This is a genomic window from Pseudomonas sp. FSL R10-1339, from assembly GCF_009600545.1.
GTDB classification, from domain to species: Bacteria; Pseudomonadota; Gammaproteobacteria; order Pseudomonadales; family Pseudomonadaceae; genus Aquipseudomonas; species Aquipseudomonas bubulae.
Window position 1 is genome coordinate 14,688 of record NZ_WIVQ01000006.1, and the last position, 23,748, is coordinate 38,435.

Annotated in this window: 23 protein-coding genes; 19 read left to right on the forward strand and 4 right to left on the reverse strand. The window is 59.3% G+C overall.

Annotated elements, in window-relative coordinates:
- Positions 1-11 precede the first annotated feature (11 nt).
- The gene (locus GHO03_RS03660) at positions 12-1,763 is read left to right on the forward strand and encodes a tannase/feruloyl esterase family alpha/beta hydrolase (RefSeq protein WP_153399185.1); all 1,752 of its coding nucleotides are present in this window, start codon (positions 12-14) and stop codon (positions 1,761-1,763) included.
- A gap of 5 nt (positions 1,764-1,768) precedes the next feature.
- Here GHO03_RS03660 and GHO03_RS03665 read toward each other — a convergent pair whose 3' ends face one another.
- Positions 1,769-2,629 (reverse strand): AraC family transcriptional regulator, encoded by an 861-nt coding sequence (locus GHO03_RS03665; RefSeq protein ID WP_095001744.1) that lies wholly within the window; start codon positions 2,627-2,629, stop codon positions 1,769-1,771.
- A 241-nt stretch (positions 2,630-2,870) separates the two neighbouring features.
- Here GHO03_RS03665 and GHO03_RS03670 point away from each other — a divergent pair, with 241 nt between their 5' ends.
- The 14 genes from GHO03_RS03670 (at position 2,871) to nadA (ending at position 15,404) form a co-directional block, all read left to right on the forward strand.
- Positions 2,871-3,062, forward strand: a complete 192-nt coding sequence (locus GHO03_RS03670; RefSeq protein WP_095001743.1) for a Flp family type IVb pilin — start codon at positions 2,871-2,873, stop codon at positions 3,060-3,062.
- A gap of 417 nt (positions 3,063-3,479) precedes the next feature.
- Positions 3,480-3,671: a Flp family type IVb pilin gene (locus tag GHO03_RS03675; protein ID WP_016782274.1), complete on the forward strand. Its 192-nt coding sequence runs from the start codon at positions 3,480-3,482 to the stop codon at positions 3,669-3,671.
- Positions 3,672-3,699: 28 nt separating this feature from the next.
- The gene (locus tag GHO03_RS03680) at positions 3,700-4,218 is read left to right on the forward strand and encodes a prepilin peptidase (protein ID WP_095001742.1); all 519 of its coding nucleotides are present in this window, start codon (positions 3,700-3,702) and stop codon (positions 4,216-4,218) included.
- Between the two features lie 14 nt (positions 4,219-4,232).
- A complete protein-coding gene (locus GHO03_RS03685) occupies positions 4,233-5,555 on the forward strand; it encodes an AAA family ATPase (protein ID WP_095001741.1) in 1,323 nt (440 codons plus the stop codon).
- 12 nt (positions 5,556-5,567) lie between these two features.
- Positions 5,568-6,374: a Flp pilus assembly protein CpaB gene (cpaB, locus tag GHO03_RS03690; protein ID WP_095001740.1), complete on the forward strand. Its 807-nt coding sequence runs from the start codon at positions 5,568-5,570 to the stop codon at positions 6,372-6,374.
- A 40-nt stretch (positions 6,375-6,414) separates the two neighbouring features.
- Positions 6,415-7,755 carry a TadE/TadG family type IV pilus assembly protein gene (locus GHO03_RS03695; protein ID WP_372241703.1) on the forward strand — a complete coding sequence of 447 codons (1,341 nt, stop codon included), beginning with the start codon at positions 6,415-6,417 and terminating at the stop codon, positions 7,753-7,755.
- A gap of 8 nt (positions 7,756-7,763) precedes the next feature.
- On the forward strand, positions 7,764-8,234 hold the full coding sequence (locus GHO03_RS03700) for a TadE/TadG family type IV pilus assembly protein (protein ID WP_095001738.1): 471 nt from the start codon (positions 7,764-7,766) through the stop codon (positions 8,232-8,234).
- Complete coding sequence (locus tag GHO03_RS03705) at positions 8,234-8,737, forward strand: TadE/TadG family type IV pilus assembly protein (RefSeq protein WP_095001737.1); 504 nt, start codon at positions 8,234-8,236, stop codon at positions 8,735-8,737. The genes GHO03_RS03700 and GHO03_RS03705 overlap by 1 nt, the downstream gene beginning before the upstream one ends.
- Positions 8,731-9,948: an AAA family ATPase gene (locus GHO03_RS03710; protein WP_095001736.1), complete on the forward strand. Its 1,218-nt coding sequence runs from the start codon at positions 8,731-8,733 to the stop codon at positions 9,946-9,948. Before GHO03_RS03705 ends, GHO03_RS03710 begins: the two co-directional genes overlap by 7 nt.
- A 3-nt stretch (positions 9,949-9,951) precedes the next feature.
- The gene (locus GHO03_RS03715) at positions 9,952-11,391 is read left to right on the forward strand and encodes a CpaF family protein (protein ID WP_095001735.1); all 1,440 of its coding nucleotides are present in this window, start codon (positions 9,952-9,954) and stop codon (positions 11,389-11,391) included.
- Positions 11,388-12,374 carry a type II secretion system F family protein gene (locus GHO03_RS03720; RefSeq protein ID WP_095001734.1) on the forward strand — a complete coding sequence of 329 codons (987 nt, stop codon included), beginning with the start codon at positions 11,388-11,390 and terminating at the stop codon, positions 12,372-12,374. The genes GHO03_RS03715 and GHO03_RS03720 overlap by 4 nt, the downstream gene beginning before the upstream one ends.
- 24 nt (positions 12,375-12,398) lie before the next feature.
- Positions 12,399-13,361, forward strand: coding sequence for a type II secretion system F family protein (locus tag GHO03_RS03725; RefSeq protein WP_153399190.1), 963 nt, complete (start codon positions 12,399-12,401; stop codon positions 13,359-13,361).
- A gap of 84 nt (positions 13,362-13,445) precedes the next feature.
- A complete protein-coding gene (locus GHO03_RS03730; protein WP_153399193.1) occupies positions 13,446-14,132 on the forward strand; it encodes a type 1 glutamine amidotransferase domain-containing protein in 687 nt (228 codons plus the stop codon).
- Between the two features lie 213 nt (positions 14,133-14,345).
- Entirely contained in the window at positions 14,346-15,404 is a 1,059-nt protein-coding gene (nadA, locus tag GHO03_RS03735; protein ID WP_095001725.1) for a quinolinate synthase NadA, read from the forward strand.
- Between the two features lie 39 nt (positions 15,405-15,443).
- Here the strand turns inward: nadA and GHO03_RS03740 are convergent, their stop codons facing one another.
- Entirely contained in the window at positions 15,444-16,874 is a 1,431-nt protein-coding gene (locus GHO03_RS03740) for a M48 family metalloprotease (RefSeq protein ID WP_095001724.1), read from the reverse strand.
- A 120-nt stretch (positions 16,875-16,994) separates the two neighbouring features.
- Here GHO03_RS03740 and GHO03_RS03745 point away from each other — a divergent pair, with 120 nt between their 5' ends.
- Positions 16,995-17,234, forward strand: coding sequence for a sulfurtransferase TusA family protein (locus tag GHO03_RS03745; protein WP_095001723.1), 240 nt, complete (start codon positions 16,995-16,997; stop codon positions 17,232-17,234).
- A gap of 87 nt (positions 17,235-17,321) precedes the next feature.
- Positions 17,322-18,392, forward strand: coding sequence for an AI-2E family transporter (locus tag GHO03_RS03750; protein ID WP_095001722.1), 1,071 nt, complete (start codon positions 17,322-17,324; stop codon positions 18,390-18,392).
- Positions 18,393-18,461: 69 nt separating this feature from the next.
- Here the strand turns inward: GHO03_RS03750 and acnB are convergent, their stop codons facing one another.
- On the reverse strand, positions 18,462-21,062 hold the full coding sequence (gene acnB, locus GHO03_RS03755; RefSeq protein ID WP_095001721.1) for a bifunctional aconitate hydratase 2/2-methylisocitrate dehydratase: 2,601 nt from the start codon (positions 21,060-21,062) through the stop codon (positions 18,462-18,464).
- A gap of 406 nt (positions 21,063-21,468) precedes the next feature.
- Between acnB and GHO03_RS03760 the strand changes: the two genes are divergently transcribed.
- Complete coding sequence (locus GHO03_RS03760) at positions 21,469-21,939, forward strand: DUF1289 domain-containing protein (RefSeq protein WP_095001720.1); 471 nt, start codon at positions 21,469-21,471, stop codon at positions 21,937-21,939.
- A gap of 4 nt (positions 21,940-21,943) precedes the next feature.
- Here the strand turns inward: GHO03_RS03760 and GHO03_RS03765 are convergent, their stop codons facing one another.
- Positions 21,944-22,807: a universal stress protein gene (locus tag GHO03_RS03765; RefSeq protein ID WP_095001719.1), complete on the reverse strand. Its 864-nt coding sequence runs from the start codon at positions 22,805-22,807 to the stop codon at positions 21,944-21,946.
- Positions 22,808-23,027: 220 nt separating this feature from the next.
- Here GHO03_RS03765 and GHO03_RS03770 point away from each other — a divergent pair, with 220 nt between their 5' ends.
- Entirely contained in the window at positions 23,028-23,636 is a 609-nt protein-coding gene (locus GHO03_RS03770; RefSeq protein WP_095001718.1) for a tRNA-(ms[2]io[6]A)-hydroxylase, read from the forward strand.
- Positions 23,637-23,748 lie beyond the last annotated feature (112 nt).

The window sequence follows — 23,748 nt, forward strand, 5'->3', positions numbered from 1 at the left end:
AAGGAGCTGTCATGATCGCCCTCCAAACCCTGCGCCGGCTATTACTCGGCAGCACAGTGCTTCTCCTGCAACTGCCGAACCTGGCCCATGCCGAAACGACCATCGCCGCGCTGCCCGTGGTCAAACCCGCCATCAGCTGCGCGGCCCTGACCCGGGTTGATCTGCAGGCAATCGGCGGCAAGGGCAGCCAGGTGGAGTCGGCCAGCGAAACCACCAGCAATGGGGTTACCGCCTGTGAAGTGCAAGGCACGCTGGCGCCGAGCATCGGTTTCAAGGTCATGCTGCCAACCCACACCTGGACCCAGCGTTATCTGCAAGTGGGTTGCGGCGGCCTGTGCGGGCGGATTTCATTGCAGGTGGGCGCGGCCGAAGGCTGTGCCCCCCTGAACAGCGGCGGCTTTGTGCTGGCAGCAACCGATATGGGTCACGAGGGCATGGACAACAGTTGGGGCAACGATGCACAAAAACGTGCTGATTTCGCCCATCGCGGCGTCCATCTGACGGCACTGGCCGCCAAGCAACTGATTGGCGCCTATTATGGCCAGCAACCTGCGTACGCTTATTTTACCGGCTGCTCCGATGGCGGGCGCGAAGCCCTGATCGAAGCCCAGCGCTATCCCGACGATTTCAACGGCATCATTGCCGGGGCGCCGGCATTGAATTTTCTGGTGCAGAATTCGATTTATCATGCCTGGCAGGCCCGCGCCAATCAGGACGGGGAGGGCAAGGCGATTCTTGTCGCCTCGCGCCTGCCGATCCTGCACAAGGCTGTGCTGCAGCAGTGCGACGCGCTGGACGGGCAGGTCGATGGTCTGATCAGCGACCCCCGGGCTTGCCGTTTTGATCCTGCAACTGTGCAGTGCAAGGCCTCTGCGACGGATACTTCGGACTGCCTGAGCGCCAGGGAGGTGGAGGCGGCCCGAAGCCTTTATGACGGCCCGCGTGACCCGGCTACCGGTGAACGCCTGACCATTGCCGGGCCACAGCCGGGTTCCGAACTGGCCTGGGCCGGGGTGTTTGTGCCGGACAGCGTCGATCAGCCGATCAACAGTGAAAAGATGGCCCTGGATGTCTTGCGCAATCTGGCCTTCGAGCGCAATCCGGGAGCAGATTACAGCCTGGCGGACGTGAAGTTTGATCGCAGCACCCTGGATCAATTGCGCGCCCTGCACCCACTGTATGACGCCACCAACCCGGATCTGTCGGCATTCGCAGACCGCGGCGGCAAGCTGATCCTGTGGCACGGTTGGGCCGATCAGCATATCTCGCCACTGAACACCATCGCCTACCACCAGGCGGTGCAGGTGCAGATGGGCAAGTCGAAGGCCGAGTCCTTCGAGCGGCTTTATCTGCTGCCAGGGGTTTACCACTGTGGTGGCGGTGAAGGCCCGAGCCTGCTGGACCTGCTGACACCCATGATGTCATGGGTCGAAAAGGGTCAGGCCCCCGCTGCCATTGTGACCTTGCAGGCCAGCAGCAAACAGGCCGCTGCCAGCGAGTTTGGCGCACCGACCAATCTGCCGGGCCGGGCTGCTGCGGACCAAAAACCGTCAATGATGGCGCCCCGGTCTGTCGCCCAGGACCCTGCCAACGACGGGCGTACACGCCTGGTGTTTCCGTACCCGGATGTGGCGGTGTATGACGGCAAGGGCGATGTTAAATCGGCCGACAGTTATGTGCGCAGCCCAAACGCGGTAGATGAAAAAACCCCGCAGTGGCTGGGCTCGGACTTTTTCACGCCCTATGCACCGCTGCAACGCTGAGGTCTTCAGCCCTCGGCACTGCGCGCCAGGCTCTGGATGACCTGGGTGAGGATTTCATCCGATAATGGCACATCACTGCGTCGCGCCTGGCGATACTCGCTGGGCGTACTGCCCGCGTATTGCTTGAATGCGCGGGCGAAGTAGGAGGGGTCCTTGAAGCCGACTTCATAGCCGATACTGGTAATGGGCATCTGGCTGTTGTCGAGCAGGTCCTTGGCGCTGTCCATGCGCTTGCCCAGTATGTAGTCCATAAAGCCCAGCCCGTAGACTTCCTTGAACAGGCGGCTAAAGCGAAAGGTAGTCATCCCGCAGCGCTTGGCCAGGTCTTTCTGGTCAATGCTTTCGCAGTAATGCTGATCGATGTACTGCAGCACATTGTGCAGTGCGTTGTGCTTTTGATGGTCGGTGGTCAGGCGGATGCTGTCGGGCAGAGCAGGACCATGTTCGATCGGCAATGCCTTGTTGTTCCCGGCGGCGCTTCTCAATGTACACAGTTGCTCAAGGGCGTTGAGGTAACGGTTGATCTCGGCCGCACTCAAGGGCAGCACCACGTATTCCCAGACTCGCGAACGCATGGCCCAGATCGCAAGCTCTTCGGAGTGCTGCACGGTAAACATGGTGATCGGGATAGAGGGCGACTTGAGTTTGATTTCCTGCAACAGGCTGAGCCCCGCCAGGTCGGGGCAGTCAAAATGCATGCAGATCATGTCTGGCACCGGTTCGCGGTGTTTGTTGGCCCAGGCCCGGGGGGTGTCCAGCAGGCAGTGGCAGGCGGAACGAAAGGGCAGCATGAGGGCTTCAGTGGATTGATTGCGGGTAAGGTCGAACCATAGGAGATGAGGTTGTTTGACAGCTTCAGATTTCATTCACCTAATCCTTTCTTGTGCAGAGCGCTGTCGGGTTGATAGGTCGAATCAATATGTACGCGCACTTTCAAGTTGGTTTTTAATTGGATCCGATAAGGGTGTTTGCCTATCTAATTAGTGCAAAAAAATCCTGCTGTTCGACAATAAACTCCTAACCGCTCCTTCCACCGATGGCTAGCCTTCAATCAGGCGGTGCATTTAGTAATCGCTTTGGGCAAGCCACTCGAGTGAGGTGAACAAAATGAACTTGCAAACCATTAAAACTTCCGTCCAGGCCTTTATTAAGGATGAGAACGGCCTGACCATTGTTGAATACGCCGTGGCCGGTGGCTTGATAACCCTGGGGGCGGTTGCGGCATTCGTCACCCTGGGTGGCAACGTCAAGGACGCCATTACCAGCCTGGGGTGTGCGGTCAAGGGTACTACCTGCTGATGCACGGGCAATGATCACTGGGGCATGGCTCCTTTGCAGTTGCTGGCTGCCGGTTTGCAGCGCCAATGATACCAACCCGTACATAAGTATCGCTGTTGCTGTGAGGTTGTGAAGATTAAATCCTGCTATGAAACCCCCGGCTTAGTCTGTTGCGCTATACGTCCCCTCTAGCCCAGCACCCTGAAGCCGGTTTTTTTGTGCCTGATTAGTTGTAGTACGGATTGCATATAAAGAGTCTGTTAGTGGCAGTTACCTGCTCTTGAATAGGTGGGGTTTAACTGTTTCTGGGTAATGTCAATAAAGTCCTAGCAGTCAGCAAAAATCTCCTAACCCTCAAATAACCCTCTGGCTAAGATCCAATCAAGCAGCGCAAATAGCCCTGCTTCTTGATATCAAACATTGAGTGAGGTGGACGAAATGAGCCTGCAATCAATCAAGACTTCCGTAGTGAAGTTTATCAACGACGAAGATGGCCTGACCATTGTGGAATATGCAGTGGCAGGCGGGCTGATAACACTGGGCGCTGTCGCCGCGTTTATCACCCTGGGCGGCAATGTGAAAACAGCAATCACCAGTCTGGGATGTGCTGTCAAGGGCACTGTCTGCTAACACGATGTCTCCTGTTGAGGGTGCAGCTATGAGCGAGTTACTGATTGCTCCTGTCGTATTGCTTTTAGGGCTGCTGGGAGTTGCGGTGGTGAGCGATCTTCGCAGTCACCGCATTCCCAACCTTCTTGTTTTGCTGGGGCTGGTACTGGGCCTGGTCGGCCAGACCTGGGCCGCAGGCTTTATCGGGTTGGGGCATTCACTGCTGGGCATGCTGATCGGTTTCGGAATTTTCCTGCCCATGTACGCCGTTGGCGGGATGGCCGCCGGGGACGTCAAGTTAATGGCCATGGCCGGCGCATTTTTAACCCCCCATGACGCCCTCTGGGCTGCGTTTTTCAGCCTGATTGCAGGTGGGGTATGCGGGTTATTGATCGTCCTAGTGCAGGGCCAGGCCCTGCAAACCCTGGGCCGCTACTGGTTGATGCTCAGGGCACGCGCCTACTTCCCCCCCCACGCTGCTGAAGTGGCCGGCAAACCTTTCCCTTATTCGGTCGCCGTTTTGCTCGGCACCTTGGCCAGCGTCTTTTGGCTGACCTTGGGCCACTAGTTCAGGAGAACACCATGTACGCCATCAGCAGCAACCGTGTTTCTCTCGATGAGCGCGAAGCGGTACAACTACTGGCTCCACAACCACGGACCATCCTTGAAACCGGATTGGCAGACAATTTTCTCGGTGATCTGGTGTGCAAGCATTTATACGATGCGGGTGTGCTGGACATGGTGCAGCTGGTGGCGCGACTGGCGCTTACCGGTGCGGTGATGGAAGAAATCCTCACGTTCCTGCGCAAGGACCGTCGCGTCGAAGTACTGGGCCAGGCAGGGGGGCAGGCCATGCGCTACGGCTTGACCGAGCGCGGCCGCAACAGTGCCCGCGATGCCCTGGCCCGCAGTGGCTACATAGGTGCAGCGCCTTACCCGGTGAGTGCCTACCGCTCGCTGCTGAAGTTGCAGACCATTCACCACGGGCGTATCAGCGCCCATGACATGCACCACTGTTTCGGTTCGATGGTGCTGGCGCAAAGCATGCTCGATCAACTGGGTGTTGCCTTGAATTCCGGGCGCGCCATCATGATTTACGGGCCTGCTGGTACCGGCAAGACCTATGTCAGCAGTCGGCTGATCCGCTTGTTTGCCGAAGCGATCTGGGTGCCCCATGCCATCGCCATCAATGAATCGGTGATCGAGATCTTTGACCCTCAGGTACACAAGCGCCTGGGCGATGACGAACATCAAAACGGCTTGATGCTCAACGAGGGCATAGACCGCCGCTTGCTGTGCTGCGAACGGCCGATCGTGATCACCGGTGGTGAGTTGACGATGGAACAACTGGATGTTCGTTATGACCCTTATGCCCGTCAGTACCAGGCACCGTTGCAACTCAAGGCCAGTAACGGCCTGCTGATCATCGACGATCTGGGGCGTCAGCGCATGACCCCGGGCGAGTTGTTGAACCGCTGGATTGTGCCCATGGAAGAGAGGCGAGACTTCCTCAACCTGGGGGGCGGGCGCCACTGCGAACTGCCGTTTGACCTGATCCTGGTGTTCTCCACCAACCTCAATCCGCTGGAGCTGGCTGACGAAGCATTTTTGCGGCGCATTGGCTACAAGCTGCAATTTGGCTACCTCAAGCCTGGCGAATACGAACGCATCTGGATTCAAGAGACGCAGCGCCTGGGTATCCCCTATGACCCGCTGTTGCTCAGTTTCGTGCTGCACGACCTGTATGGCGCCGAAAACATGCCCCTGGTGCCATGCCATCCCCGGGATCTGTTGAATATGGCGTGCGATCGCCAGCGTTATCTGGAGGGGGCGGGGCCACTGACTACTCAGGAGCTTGAGTGGGCGTGGCGCAACTATTTCGTCCAACTCGATTTTCTTGGGTAAGGAGTTACCGTCATGAACTCGCGCACGCTGACTTTGATTGTCCTGTCCGTGATCCTCGGGCTGGGGGCTACATGGATGGCCAATAACTGGCTCACGGCACGGCTGAACACCAGCCCTGACGATAACCAGCAAAACGTGGTGATTGCCACGGTGGAAATCGCTTTCGGGCAGATGATCGAGCCCCAGCAGGTGACTGTGGTGCGCATGCCCAGGGATGCAGCCCCCGAGGACGCCTTCGACACCCCTGAAAAAGTGGTCGGCAAGATCGCCACCTTCTCCCTGCTGCGCGGCGACATTCTGCGGGGGGCACGGTTGGCCGAGCATATGGGTGGCAGCACCCTGGCTTCGCTGATCGAACCCAGCAAACGGGCCATCTCGGTGCGGGTGGATGACGTGGTTGGCGTCGGCGGCTTCCTGCTGCCGGGTAATCGGGTCGACGTGCTGGCAACCCGGCAGGTTGGTAGCGAAGGTAATGCCGAGTCCAAGACCATTCTCCAGGACCTGCGGGTACTGGCTGTTGACCAGACCGCCAGCACTGACAAGACCCAACCGGTGGTGGTGCGTGCGGTAACCCTGGAGATGACCCCCGCCCAGGCCGAAGTGCTGGTCAAGGGCATGAGCGCTGGCAAGGTGCAACTGGCCTTGCGCAACCCCCTGGATAACAACAAGACACCCATTGCGGCTGAACCCGTTGCCATGGCGGCGCCGGTACTGCCGACCGTGATGGCCAAGCCGGTGGCTCGCCGTCGTGCACCGGCCAATGACGGTGGCGTGATTGTCATCCGCGGTGTCGCGGCCACGGTAGAAAAGGCGATGTAGAGGGCCGGGCAGCGGCAGCGTAACACTATCAAGGTGAACCATCATGAACGCGCGTATCCAACAGCCCCACACCGCGTTTCCCCGGCAACAGCGCGGCGCTATGCTGGTCCTGGTGGTCATTGCCATGGCTTCGCTCTTGTTGATGGGCACCCTGGCCCTGGACGGCAGCCATATGCTGCTGAACAAGACCCGGTTGCAAAACGCCGTGGATGCGGCGGCGTTGAGCGGGGCCAAGACGCTCAGCATGGTGGTGGGGGCGACCGGCTCGGCCAGCCTGACGCAAACAGCGGCCCTCAATACCCTGAGCCTCAATGCCAATGCGACGGGCAACGAGGAATTGGGCAGGGCCATCACGGCCAACCCGTCAGGCTTTGCCTCGGTAGAACTGGCCACCAGTGTCTACGGGCCGTTTTCTTTCCCGGGGCCGACCAATGCGACCTTTGTTCGGGTCACGGTGAACAACTATCCCCTGAGCAGTTTTTTCTGGGGCGTATTCCAGGCGCTGGACAACGGTAACGCCACCGGCAAGGCCGTCGCGGCGGTGGCCACTGCCGGGCCCAGCCCGAGCAGCGGCCCCTGTGATCTGACGCCGCTGCTGGTGTGCGGCAACCCTGCGCAGAACAATCCGGCTGCGGGGATGTTCTGGGGTTTCACGTTCGGTGATCTGCAGGTACTGAAAACTGCCGCCAACAACAATTCGCCCATCGGTCCGGGCAATTTTCAGCTGCTGGATTTCGGTTCGGGCGGCAAGACGGTCAGGGAAGCGCTGGCGGGGGGGATCGACCAGTGCAATATCGTCGGTGCAACTGCCCAGACCAAGCCGGGCAACACCGTGGGCCCGGCTTCCCAGGGCCTCAATACGCGCTTTAACGAATACAAGGGTGGCCTCAGTGCTTCTGACTATCCGCCGGACCTGGTGGTTACCGTCAATCCCAAGTCATTTACCTACGCCGGCTCGCCTGCGCCGATTCTGTATGACGGCAATACGGTCACGTCCAGCAGCGGCAACCTGTCCACCAGCAGCGGAGCCCTGTACGACTACAACAACTGGAAACAGGACGAGGCAGCTTGTGTGGGCGGTGGCGCCGGTTGCCAGGGCAATGGTGTATTTGAACGACGGATCCTGAAAATCGTGATCGGCGATTGCTCGGGCAAGAACGACGGAGCCTCGGCGATTCCGGTGCTGGGCTTTGGCTGCTATTTCGTGATGCAGCCAGCCGCTCAGAAGGGTAATGAAGCGCAAATCTTCGGCCAGTTCGTCAGCGTGTGCGAAGGCGACAACGTACCGGGTCCAAACCCTGCGGCCAACGCCGGGCCACAGGTGATCCAGCTGTACAAAACCTATATCGACAACAACCAGACGCCGAGCACCGACTCCTAGGAGGTCTCATGAGACGCTGTGGATTCAGGTCGTCCCGCGCCCAGCGGGGCCTGGCGATGGTCGAACTGGCGCTGACCCTGCCGCTGCTGGTGTTGCTGATGCTAGCCTTCGCCGAGTTCGGCCGCATGCTGTTCCAGTACAACAGCCTGCAGCAGGCCAGCCGTGATGCCGGGCGTTATGTGGCCAGCCAGGCGTGGAACGCCACCCTGGGCACGCTGGACCTGAACGCGGCGCTGGTCACCAAGACCAAAAACGTTGCCGTTTACGGCCTGCCGGCCAACCCCAATGGATACCCGGCGGCGGCACCGGGCCTGACCACCGGTGATGTCACGGTGAGTGCGGTGGGCACCAACCATGTACGGGTCAGCATTGCCTACACCTTTGTCCCGGCGCTCGGCAGCGCCATTCCTGCGCTGTATGGCAGCAGCGTGCCACTGGGCCTGCTGTTGACTTCAACGGTCGTAATGAGGGCCTTGTGATGAACCGAAAACGCATGGGTGGCGTGTATATCGTCGAGTTCGCCATCACCGCTCTGGTGCTCTTCACCCTGCTGTTTGGCGCACTGGAAATGGGCCGGCTGTACTTCACCGTCAATGTGCTGAGCGAGTCGGTGCGTCGCGGCGCGCGGCTGGCAGCGGTGTGCAATATCCAGGACCCGGTCATCCTGCGTCGTGCCATGTTCAACACGGCGGGCAATGCCGGGCCAAGCAGCCTGATCGCCAGCCTGACCAGTGCCAATCTGAACCTGATCTATCTGGACGCCAACGGTGCAGTGGTCAGCAGCCCCAATGATCTGGTGGGGGCCGGCGGTTTTGCCGCCATTCGTTATGTGCAACTGCAGGTGACCAACTTCAGTTTCAATCTGTTGATCCCCGGTTTCAGGGGGGTCTTCATTCTGCCCACGTTCAGGTCGACCGTGCCTCGTGAGAGTCTTGGACGCCAGCCTGATCCGGCGGTTACACCGGGGATTACGCCATGTTAAGTGTCCGAGAAGTGACGGCGGCTACGTCATCAGACCGCCAGGGAATGCGCCTGTTGATCAGCGGTCGTGATGCCGCGGCCTTGAATCATCTCAAGGCCTTGAGCCAGGGCATAGCCCACTTGCAGGTGAGTACGCGGCTGGTGAGCAATGGCCACACTGACCCGCTCTACGGCCTGGAACAGCAGCCTGATTTTCTGCTGTTGCGCGTCAGTCATTTATGGCGCGAGGAACTGGCGGCATTGTTGCAGCATCCGCTCAAGGAGCGTCCGCCACTGCTGGTGTGCGGGTCGCTGGATGAGCATGAAGGCATGCGCATGGCCATGCAGGCCGGGGCCCGTGACTTTTTGCCGGAGCCGGTGTCGGCCGAGGACTTGCAGTCGGCGCTGGAGCGCATGCAGCTGGAGCAGCACAGCGAGTATGGGAGCAAGGGCAAGCTGGTGTCGGTGATGAATGCCAAGGGCGGCTCAGGTGCCTCGATGCTGGCTTGCAATCTGGCTCATCAATTAAGTGTGCAGGGCGGCAGAACCCTGCTGCTGGATCTGGACCTGCAATTCGGCAGCCTGGCTCACAGTCTGGATGTGTTGCCCACCCACAGCCATACCGATGTGCTGCAACAGATCGATACCCTGGACAGCGTGGCGTTGCGTGGTTTCTGCAGTCATTTCAGCCCCAGTCTGCATGTGCTGGGCGGCCGCACCGATGAGCTGTGCCTGTCCCAGGAAATTCGCCTGGAGCAACTGGACAGTTTGCTGAAACTGGCGCGCAGCACCTATGACTGGGTCGTGGTGGATTTGCCGCGGCATATTGATCACCTCACCGGCATCACCCTGGAACAGTCGGACCGGGTCTATATCGTGCTGCAACAAAGCTTGAGCCATCTGCAGGACGCCAACCGCCTGGTGCGCATTCTGCGCGACGACCTGGGCGTGCAGGGCAATCGTCTGCATGTGGTGCTTAACCGCTTTGACAAGGCGTCGCCCTTTAAACCCAAGGACATCAGCGAAGCCTTGCGCTGCGCGGAACTGCAAAAGTTGCCCAATGACTATGCAGTGGTCAGTGAAAGCCAGAATACCGGGGTGCCCCTGGAGCTGCATGCTCCCCGTGCCAGCATCACCTTGAGCCTGCGTGAGCTGAGCCAGAGCCTGATCGGCATCGAGGCCACTGAAGCAGGTTTGCTCAAACGTACTTTCAGCCGTCTGTTCGGAGGATAAGCCATGCTCAGCGACTTTCGTAATCGTCTGCGTCAGCAAGCCGGCAAGCTGGCCTCCGCAGAAGTGGTGGCACTGCCTGTCGAGGGCGCCGATTGCACCAGTGTATTGATGGCCTGGGAAGCCAGCGTGCCGGATGTGGTGTATGAAACCCGCACCAAGCTCAGCTCCATGGAAGCCGAGTGGCGGGAGAAGATTTACCAGCAGTTGCTCAAGGTCATGGACCTGTCCTTGCTCGACACCCTGGAGCTGGCCGATGCAGGGCGCCAGATTCGCGAGATCAGTCAGCGCCTGCTGGATGAGTACTCGGCACCGGTCAGTGCCAGCAGCCGTCAGTTGATCATCAAGCAGATTACCGACGAGGTGCTGGGCCTCGGGCCGCTGGAGCCGCTGCTGGGTGACAGCAGCGTATCGGACATTCTGGTCAATGGTTTTGACTCGGTGTACGTCGAGCGCTTCGGCAAATTGCAGAGAACCGATGTGCGTTTTCGCGACGATCATCATCTGCTCAATATCATCGACCGTATTGTCTCCAGCCTCGGGCGGCGTATCGATGAGTCCTCGCCCCTGGTGGATGCACGGCTCAAGGACGGCTCGCGGGTCAACGCGATCATCCCGCCGCTGGCCATCGACGGGCCGAGCATGTCGATCCGCCGCTTCGCTGTAGACCTGCTCAATACCCAGAGCCTGGTGCAGATGGGCACCCTGACCCCGGCCATTGCCCTGATGCTCAAGGCCATCGTGCGCGGGCGGCTCAATGTGCTGATCTCCGGCGGCACCGGCAGCGGCAAGACCACCATGCTCAATGTGCTCTCCAGCTTTATCCCGCACAACGAGCGCATCGTCACCATTGAAGACTCCGCCGAGCTGCAATTGCAGCAGCCCCATGTGGTGCGCCTGGAAACCCGGCCCTCGAATATCGAGGGGCGTGGCGAGGTGGGTCAGCGTGAACTGGTGCGCAACAGCCTGCGCATGCGCCCTGACCGGATCGTGATCGGTGAGGTGCGTGGTGCCGAGGCGCTGGATATGTTGACGGCCATGAACACCGGCCACGACGGGTCGCTGACCACTATTCACGCCAACACGGCCCGCGACGCGCTGGGGCGGATCGAAAACATGGTGTCGATGAGCGGCGCCACCTTTCCGATCAAGGCCATGCGTCAGCAGATTGCCTCGGCCATCGGCGTGGTCATCCAGCTGGAGCGTCAGGAGGATGGTACCCGGCGCCTGGTCAGCGTGCAGGAAATCAATGGCATGGAAGGCGACATCATTACCATGACCGAGATCTTCGCCTTTGTACGCAGCGGCATGGGCGAGAAAGGGGAAGTGCTGGGCGAGTTCCGCTCAACCGGCATGGTGCCGGCATTTCGTGATGTGCTGGCCAAACGGGGTATTGAGCTGCCGCTCAGCCTGTTCCGGCCGGAATGGATGGAGGGGCAGTCATGAATCAGGTTCCTGGCGAGTTTATCCTGGCGTTCCTGGGCATGGTGTTCACTGCCATGTTCCTGCTCAGTCAGGGTTTGACCATTCCGGTGTTCGGTGAGGCCAACCAGGTGCGCAAGCGCATTCGCGGGCGCCTTAACCTGCTGGAGCGGGCGAGTAACCTGCCCAATATGCAGTCGATCCTGCGCCAGAAATACCTGCGGCGTCTGCCACCCCTTGAGGCCCGCCTCGAGCAGTTGCCGATGATGGAAACCCTGGCGCAGATGATCGAGCAGGCCGGCCATGAATACAGGGCCTACCGCGTGTTGCTGCTGGGGCTGGTACTGGCCACGGCAGTGGGGCTGGTGTTGTGGTCGTTGTTGCAGCTGTGGTGGGTGGCGTTGCCGGCGGCGTTTGTCTGCTTCTGGCTACCCATCTGGAAGATTTCCCACGATCGCATCAAGCGTTTTGCCCAGTTTGAAGAGGGTTTGCCCGATGCGCTGGATGCCATGTGCCGGGCTTTGCGCGCCGGGCATCCGTTTAACGAAACCCTGCAACTGGTTGCCGAAGAGCATCACGGGCCGGTGGCTTACGAGTTCGGCCTGGCCTTTGCCGATATCAACTATGGCAATGATGTGCGCCGGGCCATGCTCGGCCTGCTGGAACGGGTGCCCAGCATGACGGTGATGATGCTGGTGACCACGGTGCTGATCCACCGCGAAACCGGCGGCAACCTGACCGAGGTGTTGACCCGCTTGAGCAGCCTGATCCGCGGGCGCTTTCGCTTCCATCGCAAGGTCAAGACGCTCTCGGCTGAAGGGCGGATGTCCGGCTGGATTCTGGTGTCGATGCCCTTTGTGCTGGCGTTGGCCATCCTGATTTCCAGCCCGACTTATATGCCCCTGCTGTTCAAGGAGCCCATGGGCCAGAAGCTGATCATGGGGGCTTTTGTGGCCATGATCATCGGGATTTTCTGGATTCGCAAAATCATCCGGATTCAGGTTTGAACACGGCTCGCCCTGGAGGGTGACATGAACTATTTACTGGAACTGATCAATCGGATGGTGGGTGACGAGCAACTGACCCGAATGCTGTTTGCCGCAGTGATCGGCCTGAGTGTGGTGTTGGTGGTGGTCACCCTGGCGGTGCTGGTCAAGGGCCTGCAAAGCCCGGTACAGCGGCGCTTGATGTTGATCAAGCGCGGGCATGGTGTCGACCACCGGGCGCCGCCGAGCAATCTGCAAATGATGCTGGAGCAGGTCGGGCAGCGTTTCAGCTCCGGTGAGACCCGGGGGGCATCGGCCACCCGGACCCTGCTGATCCATGCCGGTTATCGCTCGCCGTCTGCGGTGCAGGTGTACTGGGCGATTCGTCTGCTGCTGCCACTGCTGCTGATGGGTATTGCGCTTCTGGCATTGCCGTTTATTCCCAACATGTCGCTGCTGCTGGGGGGCGGCATCCTGGCAGTAGCGCTCGGGGTGGGCTGGCTGATACCGGCGATCTATGTCAGCTCACGCAAGGAGTCGCGCATGTCGCGGTTGCTCATTGCCTTCCCGGATGCCCTCGACCTGATGGTGGTGTGTGTGGAATCGGGCCTGGCCTTGCCCCAGGCTATTGAACGGGTGGCCGAGGAAATGGCCGTCAGCCAGCCTGACCTGGCCATGGAGCTGGCGCTGGTCAACGCCGAGGTGCGTGCCGGGGTGCCCAGTACTGAGGCGCTCAAGCACCTGGCCGAGCGTACCGGGCTGGAAGATATTCGCGGGCTGGTGAGCTTGCTGGCACAAAGCATTCGCTTTGGTACCAGTGTGGGTACGACCCTGCGGATTTATGCTGAAGAGTTTCGCGATCGGCGCACCCAGCTGGCTGAAGAAAAGGCCGCCAAAGTCGGTACCAAGCTGGTGTTTCCACTGATCTTCTGCCTGTGGCCGAGCTTTTTCCTGGTGGCCATCGGGCCTGCGATCATCAGTGTGTTCAAGGTGTTCGGCAAGATTTGAGTGCACAGGACGAATGCGTGTTGCTGTGGTCTATGCTCTTGTTCCCACCGGTTTGCCGGTGTCCGCACAAACAGGAGGTTGACCATGAGCAAGAAGATTTTGGTGGTACTGACCAGCGTCGAGAAATACCCGAACCTTGATCGCGCCACAGGCTTATGGCTGGGCGAGGCCGTGCATTTTGTGCACAAGGTCGAGGCCGCAGGCTATGCCGTCGACTACGTCAGCCCGCAAGGTGGGTACACGCCGATCGACCCCCACAGCCTGGCCGCCGACATGGCGTCGCCGATTGACTGGCAGTGGTATCACGACAAGGCCTTCATGAACCGGCTGGGCGCGACGCTCAAGCCCGATCAGTTCAACCCGGATGACTACATCGCCATTTATTACGCGGGCGGCCATGGCGTTATCTGGGATTTTCCTGACAACGAGAAACTGCAAGCGCTCAGCCGTCATATCTATGAGCACGGCGGGGTGGTTTCGTCGGTGTGTCATGGCGCTGTGGGTTTACTGAATATCAAGCTGAGTAATGGTGAGCTGCTGGTCAAGGGCAAGAAAGTCACTGGTTTTTCCAATGAAGAGGAAGACCTGGCCGGATTAAGCCAGCATGTGCCGTACCTGACCGAAACCGAGCTGGTGAAGCGCGGTGCCTTGTATCAAAAGGCCGGTACCCCATGGGCACCGTTTGCCATCGCAGACGGACGGCTGATTACCGGGCAAAACCCGGCATCGGGCGGGCCGGTGGCCGAGCTGGTACTGGCGGCGATTCAGTAAAATCCCCGTTCTAAAGCCGATGCAGGCCCCTCAGCCTGCATCTACCTGCCTGATACCCACATTAAACTTTTGAATCCCAAGGATATTCTGTAGCCTTGTCGCGCTTCAGTGCTTGTCCGTGCCTGATACATACATTCTCCCAGCGGGGCTTGCCGGCCCGGAGCTGGTGGTACACTCGACTTTCGCGCAACAGCGCTTGCAGGTCTTGCGAACATGACGCAAATTTCTGAACGACTTCTGGTTCAAGCCCACCTTGATGCCAAGCAGCCCAAGCCGTTGACTGAGGCTCAAGCCCTCAGCCTGCGGGCGCAAATCGCGGCTGAACTTAAAGCCCGCGACGCGGTGCTGGTGGCGCACTTTTATTGTGATCCGGTGATTCAGGCCCTGGCCGAAGAAACTGGCGGCTGTGTCTCTGACTCCCTGGAGATGGCCCGCTTTGGCGCGGCTCACCCGGCCAAGACCATTCTGGTCGCCGGTGTGCGCTTTATGGGCGAAACCGCAAAAATCCTCACCCCTGAAAAACGCGTGCTGATGCCGACGCTGGAGGCCACCTGCTCGCTGGACCTGGGCTGCCCGGTGGAAGAGTTCTCCGCGTTTTGCGACAAGCACCCCGAGCGCACGGTGGTGGTGTATGCCAACACGTCGGCGGCGGTCAAGGCCCGGGCGGACTGGGTGGTGACGTCAAGCTGTGCGCTGGAAATCGTCGAAAGCCTGATGGATAACGGCGAAACCATTATCTGGGGGCCGGACAAGCATCTGGGCCGTTATATCCAGCGCCAGACCGGTGCCGACATGCTGCTGTGGGACGGTGCCTGCATCGTTCACGAAGAGTTCAAGTCCAAGCAGCTGGAAGACATGAAGGCGCTGTACCCGGATGCAGCGATTCTGGTGCACCCGGAGTCGCCAGAGTCGGTGATCGATCTGGCCGATGCCGTGGGCTCTACCAGTCAGTTGATTGCTGCGGCGCAGAACCTGCCCAACAAGACCTTTATCGTGGCCACCGATCGCGGCATTTTCTACAAGATGCAGCAGTTGTGCCCGGACAAGGTGTTTATCGAAGCCCCGACCGCGGGTAACGGTGCGGCGTGCCGCAGTTGCGCGCACTGTCCGTGGATGGCGATGAATACCCTGGAGCGCACGCTGGAATGCTTGCAGCAGGGCAGCAACGAAATCTTTGTCGACCCGGCACTGGTGCCCCATGCCATTCGCCCGCTCAAGCGCATGCTCGATTTCACCCAGGCAGCGCGGTTGAAGCTGGCGGGGAATGCCTGATTAGCAAACCCGCTCCCACAGGAACTGAGCCAGTCAGGCTCAGTTCATCATTTCCTTGAGCGCCCGTTCCTGATCCATCAACTCCCGCTTGCGAGCATCCAGGCGTGCCGACAGCTGAAAGTTGTTGGTCAGCTTCTGGGCGAAATCCAGTTGCTGGATGGCCTGGCGGTAATCCCCCACCAATGCGAAGTACTCCGCACGGGCCTGGTGCAGGCCGATGATATTGCCTGACAAACCTCGGGTCTCGGCAACCGAATACCAGACATCCGGGTCGTCGGGGCGGCTCTTGAGCAGCGCCTCAAGGGCCTTGTCGGCTTCCTTGGGATTATTCTGCTTGAGCAGCAAATCAACCCGGGCCTGATTGAGCGGGTAATTGCCCGGGTACAGGGTGCGCATCCGGTCGATACGTTGCTGGGCTTCGCTCAGGCGGTTGCTGTCCATGTCCAGCTCGATCTGTGCCAGGTTATAGGTGATGTCGTTGGGCGCCTTTTCCAGCAGTGGCTTGAGGGTCTCGCGGGCTTCGTTGAACTGGCTGCCTTTTATATAGGCAATCGCCAGGCCATAACGGGCTACGTTATTTTTCGGGTTTTCATCCAGTTGCTGGCGAAAGCGTTTGGCCGCCAGCCCCGGGGTTTCTTCGTAATTGAGTTGCACCCGGGCGCGGATCAACTGATAGCGCAGGCTGTCTTCAGTGCCGCCTGGCCGGGCCTGTTCCGCGCGGTTGCGGGTATCGGCGATACGCGACTCGGTGACCGGGTGAGTCAGCAAAAATTCCGGCGGCCTGCCATCAAAACGGTACTGGCGCATCAGGCGCTCAAACATGGTGGGCATGGAGCGCGGGTCGTAACCGGCTTTCTCCAGGTTAAGAATGCCGATGCGGTCAGCTTCCTGCTCATTCTGGCGCGAGAAGCGTCGCTGCTCTTGCAGGGCCGCAGCCTGGGTGCCGGCAATCGCAGCGATGCCGGCATCTCCTGCGCCAGAGGCTGCAACGATGATCCCGGCGAGCAGCGCTGCCATCATCGGCAGTTGCATGCGCTGCTGGGCTTCCACGCCACGGGCAAAGTGGCGTTGGGACAAGTGGGCCAGTTCGTGGGCCATTACCGAGGCATATTCACCTTCGGTCTGGGCATTGAGGAACAGACCGCCGTTAACCCCGATGATGCCGCCGGGTGCGGCGAAGGCGTTGAGCTGCGGGCTGTTGATCAGGATGAATTCCAGGCGGCGGTCCTGCACCTGGCTGGTTTCGACCAGTTTGTAGACACTGGTCTCGACGTAGTCCTTGAGCTGCGGGTCGTTGAGTTGTGACACCTGGCCGCGCAACATGCCCAGCCAGGCGCGGCCCAGTTGGTACTCTTGCTGTGGCGAGACAATGGACGAACTGGCGTCACCCAGAGACGGTAAATCGTCGGCGAAACTCGGTGATGCGAGCAGGCAAGCGAGCGTCAACAGGGTAGGGCGCAGAAAAGTCATGCACAAGGCTCTGGTCGGTAAAGCGCTTACTGTAGCTGGACACTTGGCTGGCGACCAGTGGCGGGGTTGCTTGGGGTATTCTAGCCCGCATAAAAAAAGCCCTCTGTGGAGACGTATGCAATGACTGATGTGCTGGCCCATGATGCCGAACTGGATGCTGCCGGGCTCAATTGCCCGCTGCCACTGCTCAAGGCCAAGATGGCGCTTAACAAAATGGGCAGTGGCCAGACCCTCAAGGTGATTGCCACCGATGCCGGCTCACAACGGGACATTCGTACCTTCGCGCGCCTGGCAGGCCATGAATTGCTGCGTGAAGAAGTAGATGCTGGCACTTATCGCTACTGGTTACGCAAGGCCTGAGCCTTGCTTGACCTCGCTGTGGGAGCGAGCCTGCTCGCGAATGAATCGCTGCCGCAGAAGCGCTGCACTTTCTTTTAAGGAATATCGATGTTCAAGGTTTTACGTGGTTGGGTGCAGCGCTATTTCTCTGATGAAGAAGCAGTGGTGCTGGCGGTGTTGCTGGTGTTGGCTTTCACCGCCGTACTGACATTGGGCGGCATGCTGGCGCCGGTACTGGCGGGCATGGTGCTGGCGTATTTGATGCAGGGCCTGGTGGTTGCACTGGAACGCATGCGGATGCCGGCCGCGGCGGCAGTCGGGCTGGTGTTTGCGCTGTTTATGGGGCTGTTGCTGGTGTTTCTGGTGGTGGTAGTGCCTTTGCTCTGGCATCAGTTGATCACCCTGTTCAACGAGCTGCCGGGCATGCTTGCCAAGTGGCAATCATTGTTGCTGTTGCTGCCTGAGCGCTACCCTCACCTCGTGTCGGATGAGCAGGTGTTACAGGCCATCGAAGTTGCACGGGGTGAAATCGGCAAGTTCGGGCAACTGGCACTGACCTTTTCGCTGTCCAGTTTGCCGCTGCTGGTCAACATCATGATTTATCTGGTGCTGGTGCCGATCCTGGTGTTTTTCTTCCTCAAGGACCGCGCGGTGATTGGCCGTTGGGTGCGGGGTTATTTGCCCCGTGAACGGGCATTGATTACCCGCGTGGCCGAAGAAATGAACCGCCAGATTGCCAATTACATTCGCGGCAAGGTGATCGAGATCATCATTTGTGGCGGCGTGACCTATATCGCCTTTGTCACCATGGGCCTCAACTATGCGGCCTTGCTGGCGCTGCTAGTGGGGGTTTCGGTAGTGGTGCCCTATGTCGGGGCGGTGGTGGTGACGGTGCCGGTGCTGCTGATTGCGCTGTTCCAGTGGGGCTGGAGCGATCAGTTTATCTACCTGATGGCGGTCTACGGGATCATTCAGACCCTGGACGGCAATGTGCTGGTACCGCTGCTGTTCTCCGAGGCGGTGAGTCTGCACCCGGTGGCGATCATTTGCGCGGTGCTGTTGTTTGGCGGTTTATGGGGGTTCTGGGGGATATTCTTCGCGATCCCGCTGGCGACCTTGTTCAAGGCCGTGCTCGATGCCTGGCCGCGAGAGCAGCAAGTCGTGTCACCGCTGCTGTAAATCACTGAACGCCAGACATGAAAAAGCCCCGGCTCGTAAGAGTCGGGGCTTTTTCGTTACTGCATCAGCTTACGCTTGAATAACCGGGATATTGGCATTGGCTGCCGCTTCACGGAATTCGGCGATCTGATCAAAGCTCAGGTAGCGGTACACGTCCGCAGCCATGGTGTTGATCTCTGCCGCGTAGGCCATGTATTCCTCAACGGAAGGCAGGCGACCCAGGATCGAGGCCACCGACGCCAACTCGGCCGAAGCCAGGTAAACGTTCGCGCCGTCACCCAGACGGTTCGGGAAGTTACGGGTCGAAGTCGACACAACAGTCGAGTTCGGCTCTACACGTGCCTGGTTACCCATGCACAGCGAGCAGCCCGGCATTTCCATGCGCGCGCCAGCTTTGCCGTAGATACCGTAGTAGCCTTCTTCGGTCAGTTGGTGAGCGTCCATCTTGGTCGGCGGCGACAGCCACAGACGGGTTGGCAGCTGGCCTTTGACCTTGTCCAGCAACTTGCCCGCAGCGCGGAAGTGGCCGATGTTGGTCATGCACGAACCGATAAATACTTCGTCGATTTTCTCGCCAGCAACGCTGGACAGCAGACGGGCGTCATCCGGGTCGTTTGGCGCGCAGAGCACAGGCTCTTTGATGTCAGCCAGATCGATTTCGATAATGTGCGCGTATTCGGCGTCAGCATCGGCTTCCATCAGCTCAGGGTTGGCTACCCAGGCTTCCATCGCTTGAGCACGACGCTCGAGGGTACGTGCGTCGCCGTAACCTTCACCGATCATCCAGCGCAGCAGGGTGATGTTGGAGTTCAGGTATTCGGTGATCGACTCTTTGGACAGCTTGATGGTGCAACCGGCGGCCGAACGCTCTGCCGAAGCGTCGGACAGTTCGAAGGCTTGCTCGATGCTCAGGTTGTCCAGACCTTCGATTTCTAGGATACGACCCGAGAATTCGTTGATCTTGCCTTTCTTCTCTACCGTCAGCAGGCCTTTCTGGATAGCGACGTAAGGAATGGCGTGAACCAGGTCACGCAGGGTGATGCCCGGTTGCATTTCGCCCTTGAAGCGAACCAGAACCGATTCCGGCATATCCAATGGCATTACGCCAGTAGCTGCGGCGAACGCCACCAGGCCCGAACCGGCCGGGAACGAAATGCCCATCGGGAAACGGGTGTGCGAGTCACCACCGGTACCGACGGTATCCGGCAGCAGCATGCGGTTCAGCCAGCTGTGGATGATGCCGTCGCCCGGACGCAGGGAAACACCGCCGCGGGTCATGATGAAGTCAGGCAGGGTGTGGTGGGTGGTCACGTCGATCGGCTTTGGATAAGCCGCGGTGTGGCAGAACGACTGCATCACCAGATCAGCGGAGAAGCCCAGGCACGCCAGGTCCTTCAGTTCGTCACGGGTCATAGGACCGGTGGTGTCCTGAGAACCTACGGTGGTCATCTTCGGTTCGCAGTAAGTGCCTGGACGAACGCCAGTCACGCCGCAAGCCTTGCCGACCATTTTCTGCGCCAGGGTGAAACCCTTGGTGCTTTCAACCGGTGCTTCAGGCTTCTTGAACAGGTCGGTAGGGCCCAGACCCAGCTCGGCGCGAGCCTTCTCGGTGAGGCCGCGGCCGATGATCAGCGGAATACGGCCGCCAGCGCGTACTTCGTCCAACAGAACCGGGGTTTTCAGTTCGAAAGTGGTGATGACTTCGTCAGTACCGTGCTTGCAGACTTTGCCTGCGTGCGGGTACAGGTCGATCACGTCGCCCATGTTGATGTTGGAAACATCAAATTCGATTGGCAGTGCGCCAGCATCTTCCATGGTGTTGTAGAAGATCGGAGCGATTTTGCTGCCGAAGCAGAAACCGCCGGCACGCTTGTTCGGTACATAAGGAACGTCGTCGCCGAAGAACCACAGTACGGAGTTGGTTGCCGACTTGCGCGACGAACCGGTACCGACTACGTCACCGACGTAAGCGATAGGGAAGCCCTGGCCGCGCATTTCTTCGATTTGCTTCATCGGGCCGATGGAGCCTTGCACGTCCGGCACGATACCGTCACGGGCCATTTTCAGCATGGCCAGGGCGTGCAGCGGGATGTCAGGGCGCGACCAGGCGTCCGGTGCCGGCGACAGGTCGTCGGTGTTGGTTTCGCCGGTTACCTTGAACACGCGCAGGCTGATTTTGTCAGCCAGGGTAGGGCGGTTCTTGAACCACTCGCCGTCAGCCCAGGACTGCACCACGGCTTTGGCGTGGGCATTGCCGTTCTTGGCTTTTTCTGCAACGTCGTGGAAGGCGTCAAACATCAGCAGGGTGTGCTTGAGTTGCTCGGCGGCAACCGGAGCCAGCTCCGCGTCGTCCAGCAGGTCAACCAGGGTCACGATGTTGTAGCCGCCCTGCATGGTGCCAAGCAGTTCAACAGCGCGTTTTTTGCTGATCAGCGGAGAGGTCGCTTCGCCTTTGGCAATCGCGGCCAGGAAGCCGGCTTTTACGTAAGCAGCTTCGTCAACACCCGGCGGAATGCGGTTGGTGATCAGGTCTACGAGGAATTCTTCTTCGCCGGCAGGCGGGTTTTTCAGCAGCTCAACCAGGCCTGCGGTTTGTTCGGCGTTAAGCGGCTGGGGAACGATACCCAGTGCTGCGCGCTCTTCGATATGTTTGCGGTAGGCTTCAAGCACAGTTATTACCCTCATCATTGGTCCCAAATGGGTGTCCGGGACGCTCATCCAGGAATGCCGAGCACTCATGCGCTGCGCGGCTTTATGAGCCGCTTGGCCAGAGTTTCAAGGATTCCCAACAGAAGCTGTTTTCAAAGTTTTACGCCTTCCGAACGGGGGAGATGATGAATGTCGGTGGGGGTATCTGCAGTGCAAACACCCCTCACCAACACCGTTCTTCGGGATCAACTGTGCTCGTGACGCTTTGAAAACAGCTTCTAACGGACATTGGCGCCTTAAAAGGCAGGCCGATTCTACGGTAAAAACTTGTTAAAGGTAAGTTAGGCCCTGAAGGTTGAGGGGTGATCTGCGTTAGACAAAGGGCTAACATGGCCACCTGTTTCGTTCTGCAGTGCTCTATTTCGCCATGTCCAATCAAACCATCAAGACCCCCTGCATAGGCCTTTGCTCAACGGTTTACGGCGACCTTGTGTGCCGTGGTTGCAAGCGTTTCCATCATGAAGTGATCAACTGGAACGGTTACAACGAGGAAGAAAAGCGTGCCGTGTGGCGTCGGCTCGAGCAGCTTTTGGTGCAGGTGATGGCCGGCAAGGTCGAAGTGTTCGACCGGGCCACGCTGCGTGACCAGCTGGTGGCGCGCAAAATCCGCTTTGTGCCTGCCCAGTCCGAGTATTGCTGGGCCTACCAGCTGATTGCCCGCGGGGCGCGGGTGATCAACCAGCTGGAGCTGTACGGCATGGTGCTGTTGCCGGAGTTTCGCGGCTGGCCGCTGACCGATCTGCGCGATGCCATTGATCGGGAATTTTTCCTCCTGTCCGAAGCGCATTATCAGCGCTATATCGCCCCGGGCTTTCTGAAGGATGCGTTTGGCGAGTAAGCGCTCAGAGCTTGCTCGCCAGTTGCTCCAGATGCTCGACGATGTCATCGGGCTTGAGCACCAGAATGTCGCTTTCCAGCTTGTCGATCACCACTTCGGCGGTATTGCCGATCAGGGCCCCGGAAAAACCGGTACGGGCGACGGTGCCCATCACGGTGACCACGGCGTCCAGGTTTTTGGCTACCCGCGGAATGATCACGTCCGCCGGGCCTTCTTCAATATGCAGGCGGCTGTCGTCAATTTCGCATTGTTGCTGGAAGACTTTACATTCTGCGCGGTAGGTCTGTTCCAGCTCGGTATCCAGCGGGTAGACCGCGTCGACTGTTGCGAGCATTGGCGCCGGGTGGGCGCTGACCACATGCAGCTCGGCATGGGCCATGCTGGCGATGCGAAAGCCGTGGTCGACAATGCTGGTATGCAGGGCCATATGCTCCGGGTCGTTATTGCCCACGTCGACGGCTGCCAGTATCACGCCGTGCTCCCAGCTTTGTGCTGTTTTGGCCAGCAGCACCGGGCTAGGGCAATAGCGCAGCAGTTTCCAGTCCTCAGGGGTCAGCAGGACTTTTTTTAGCGGGTTGTCGGGCACATGCTGTTTGATCACTAGCCCGCAGTTGTGCGCCTGCTGCACTTTGATAATGGTGGCGTGCTGGCTTTCGTGCCAGGCCTGCTCGCTGCTCACACTGTAGGCTTCGCTTTTGAGGCTGCTTTCAAGCACGCTCAGCAGGGCTGAGTGGTCATTTTTTTTATCGCAGATCAATAGATGCAGATGCGCCTTGGTGTGACTGGCAATGTGCTTGGCCCGCTTGAGTGCGAGGCTTTCCATCAGGTGAGGCTCGATGACGACCAACAGGCTGTTAATGCTGTGCATGACCGGTGACTCCACATGTAATAGAAACGGCGTGCATTCACTATAGCTGGTCGGCAGTTGAACCTGCGTTGATGCATATCAAGTTGTGTCGTTGGTGCTGCGCGCCGGGGCCCGTATAATCACCGGCTCGCCTCAATTCAGTCTTTGTGAGTCCCATGTCAGCAATTGTTCAAATCACTGCCGGTCTGCCGTGCAATTCCCAATGCCTGGGAGTGTGCGCGTGAATCTTCCTGAAATTCATGAGTTCCTGGGTTGCCGAACGCCTGACGGCTGGATTGCAGCGGCACTGGCTGATCAGGAAACCCTGCTGATCGATCACAAAAACTGCGAGTTCAAGGCCGCCAGCACGGCGCTGAGCCTGATCGCCAAATATCACTCCCATGTTGACCTGATCAATATGATGTCGCGTCTGGCTCGTGAAGAGCTGGTGCACCACGAGCAAGTCATGCGTCTGATGAAAAAGCGCAAGATCGAGCTGCGCCAGCTATCGGCCGGGCGCTATGCCTCGGCGCTGCGCAAGGTGGTGCGCAACCATGAGCCGGTCAAACTGGTGGATACCCTGGTGGTGGGGGCGTTTATCGAGGCCCGCAGCTGCGAGCGTTTCGAGGCGCTGGTGCCGCATCTGGACGAAGAGCTCGGCAAGTTCTACTTCGGTCTGCTCAAGAGCGAGGCCCGACATTTCCAGGGTTATCTGAAGCTGGCCTACCAGTATGGCGACGCCAAGGATATCGCCCAGGTGATCGAGCGGGTGAGGGCGGCGGAGCAGGAGCTGATTGAATCGCCGGATGTTGAATTCCGCTTTCATAGTGGTGTGCCGGCAGTTTCTTGAGTCTTCTGTAGATCTACTGTGGGAGCGGGCTTGCTCGCGATGCAGACGCTGCGGTCTGTCATGCAGGCAGGGCGATGCCCTCGCGAGCAAGCCCGCTCCCACAACAATCCCG

Excerpts from the sequence above, each read along its gene's own strand:
- GHO03_RS03660 (WP_153399185.1), top strand. The coding sequence starts at position 12 with ATGATCGCCCTCCAAACCCTGCGCCGGCTATTACTCGGCAGCACAGTG.
- GHO03_RS03665 (WP_095001744.1), bottom strand. The coding sequence starts at position 2,629 with ATGAAATCTGAAGCTGTCAAACAACCTCATCTCCTATGGTTCGACCTT.
- GHO03_RS03670 (WP_095001743.1), top strand. The coding sequence starts at position 2,871 with ATGAACTTGCAAACCATTAAAACTTCCGTCCAGGCCTTTATTAAGGAT.
- GHO03_RS03675 (WP_016782274.1), top strand. The coding sequence starts at position 3,480 with ATGAGCCTGCAATCAATCAAGACTTCCGTAGTGAAGTTTATCAACGAC.
- GHO03_RS03680 (WP_095001742.1), top strand. The coding sequence starts at position 3,700 with ATGAGCGAGTTACTGATTGCTCCTGTCGTATTGCTTTTAGGGCTGCTG.
- GHO03_RS03685 (WP_095001741.1), top strand. The coding sequence starts at position 4,233 with ATGTACGCCATCAGCAGCAACCGTGTTTCTCTCGATGAGCGCGAAGCG.
- cpaB (WP_095001740.1), top strand. The coding sequence starts at position 5,568 with ATGAACTCGCGCACGCTGACTTTGATTGTCCTGTCCGTGATCCTCGGG.
- GHO03_RS03700 (WP_095001738.1), top strand. The coding sequence starts at position 7,764 with ATGAGACGCTGTGGATTCAGGTCGTCCCGCGCCCAGCGGGGCCTGGCG.
- GHO03_RS03705 (WP_095001737.1), top strand. The coding sequence starts at position 8,234 with ATGAACCGAAAACGCATGGGTGGCGTGTATATCGTCGAGTTCGCCATC.
- GHO03_RS03710 (WP_095001736.1), top strand. The coding sequence starts at position 8,731 with ATGTTAAGTGTCCGAGAAGTGACGGCGGCTACGTCATCAGACCGCCAG.
- GHO03_RS03715 (WP_095001735.1), top strand. The coding sequence starts at position 9,952 with ATGCTCAGCGACTTTCGTAATCGTCTGCGTCAGCAAGCCGGCAAGCTG.
- GHO03_RS03720 (WP_095001734.1), top strand. The coding sequence starts at position 11,388 with ATGAATCAGGTTCCTGGCGAGTTTATCCTGGCGTTCCTGGGCATGGTG.
- GHO03_RS03725 (WP_153399190.1), top strand. The coding sequence starts at position 12,399 with ATGAACTATTTACTGGAACTGATCAATCGGATGGTGGGTGACGAGCAA.
- GHO03_RS03730 (WP_153399193.1), top strand. The coding sequence starts at position 13,446 with ATGAGCAAGAAGATTTTGGTGGTACTGACCAGCGTCGAGAAATACCCG.
- nadA (WP_095001725.1), top strand. The coding sequence starts at position 14,346 with ATGACGCAAATTTCTGAACGACTTCTGGTTCAAGCCCACCTTGATGCC.
- GHO03_RS03740 (WP_095001724.1), bottom strand. The coding sequence starts at position 16,874 with ATGACTTTTCTGCGCCCTACCCTGTTGACGCTCGCTTGCCTGCTCGCA.
- GHO03_RS03745 (WP_095001723.1), top strand. The coding sequence starts at position 16,995 with ATGACTGATGTGCTGGCCCATGATGCCGAACTGGATGCTGCCGGGCTC.
- GHO03_RS03750 (WP_095001722.1), top strand. The coding sequence starts at position 17,322 with ATGTTCAAGGTTTTACGTGGTTGGGTGCAGCGCTATTTCTCTGATGAA.
- GHO03_RS03760 (WP_095001720.1), top strand. The coding sequence starts at position 21,469 with ATGTCCAATCAAACCATCAAGACCCCCTGCATAGGCCTTTGCTCAACG.
- GHO03_RS03765 (WP_095001719.1), bottom strand. The coding sequence starts at position 22,807 with ATGCACAGCATTAACAGCCTGTTGGTCGTCATCGAGCCTCACCTGATG.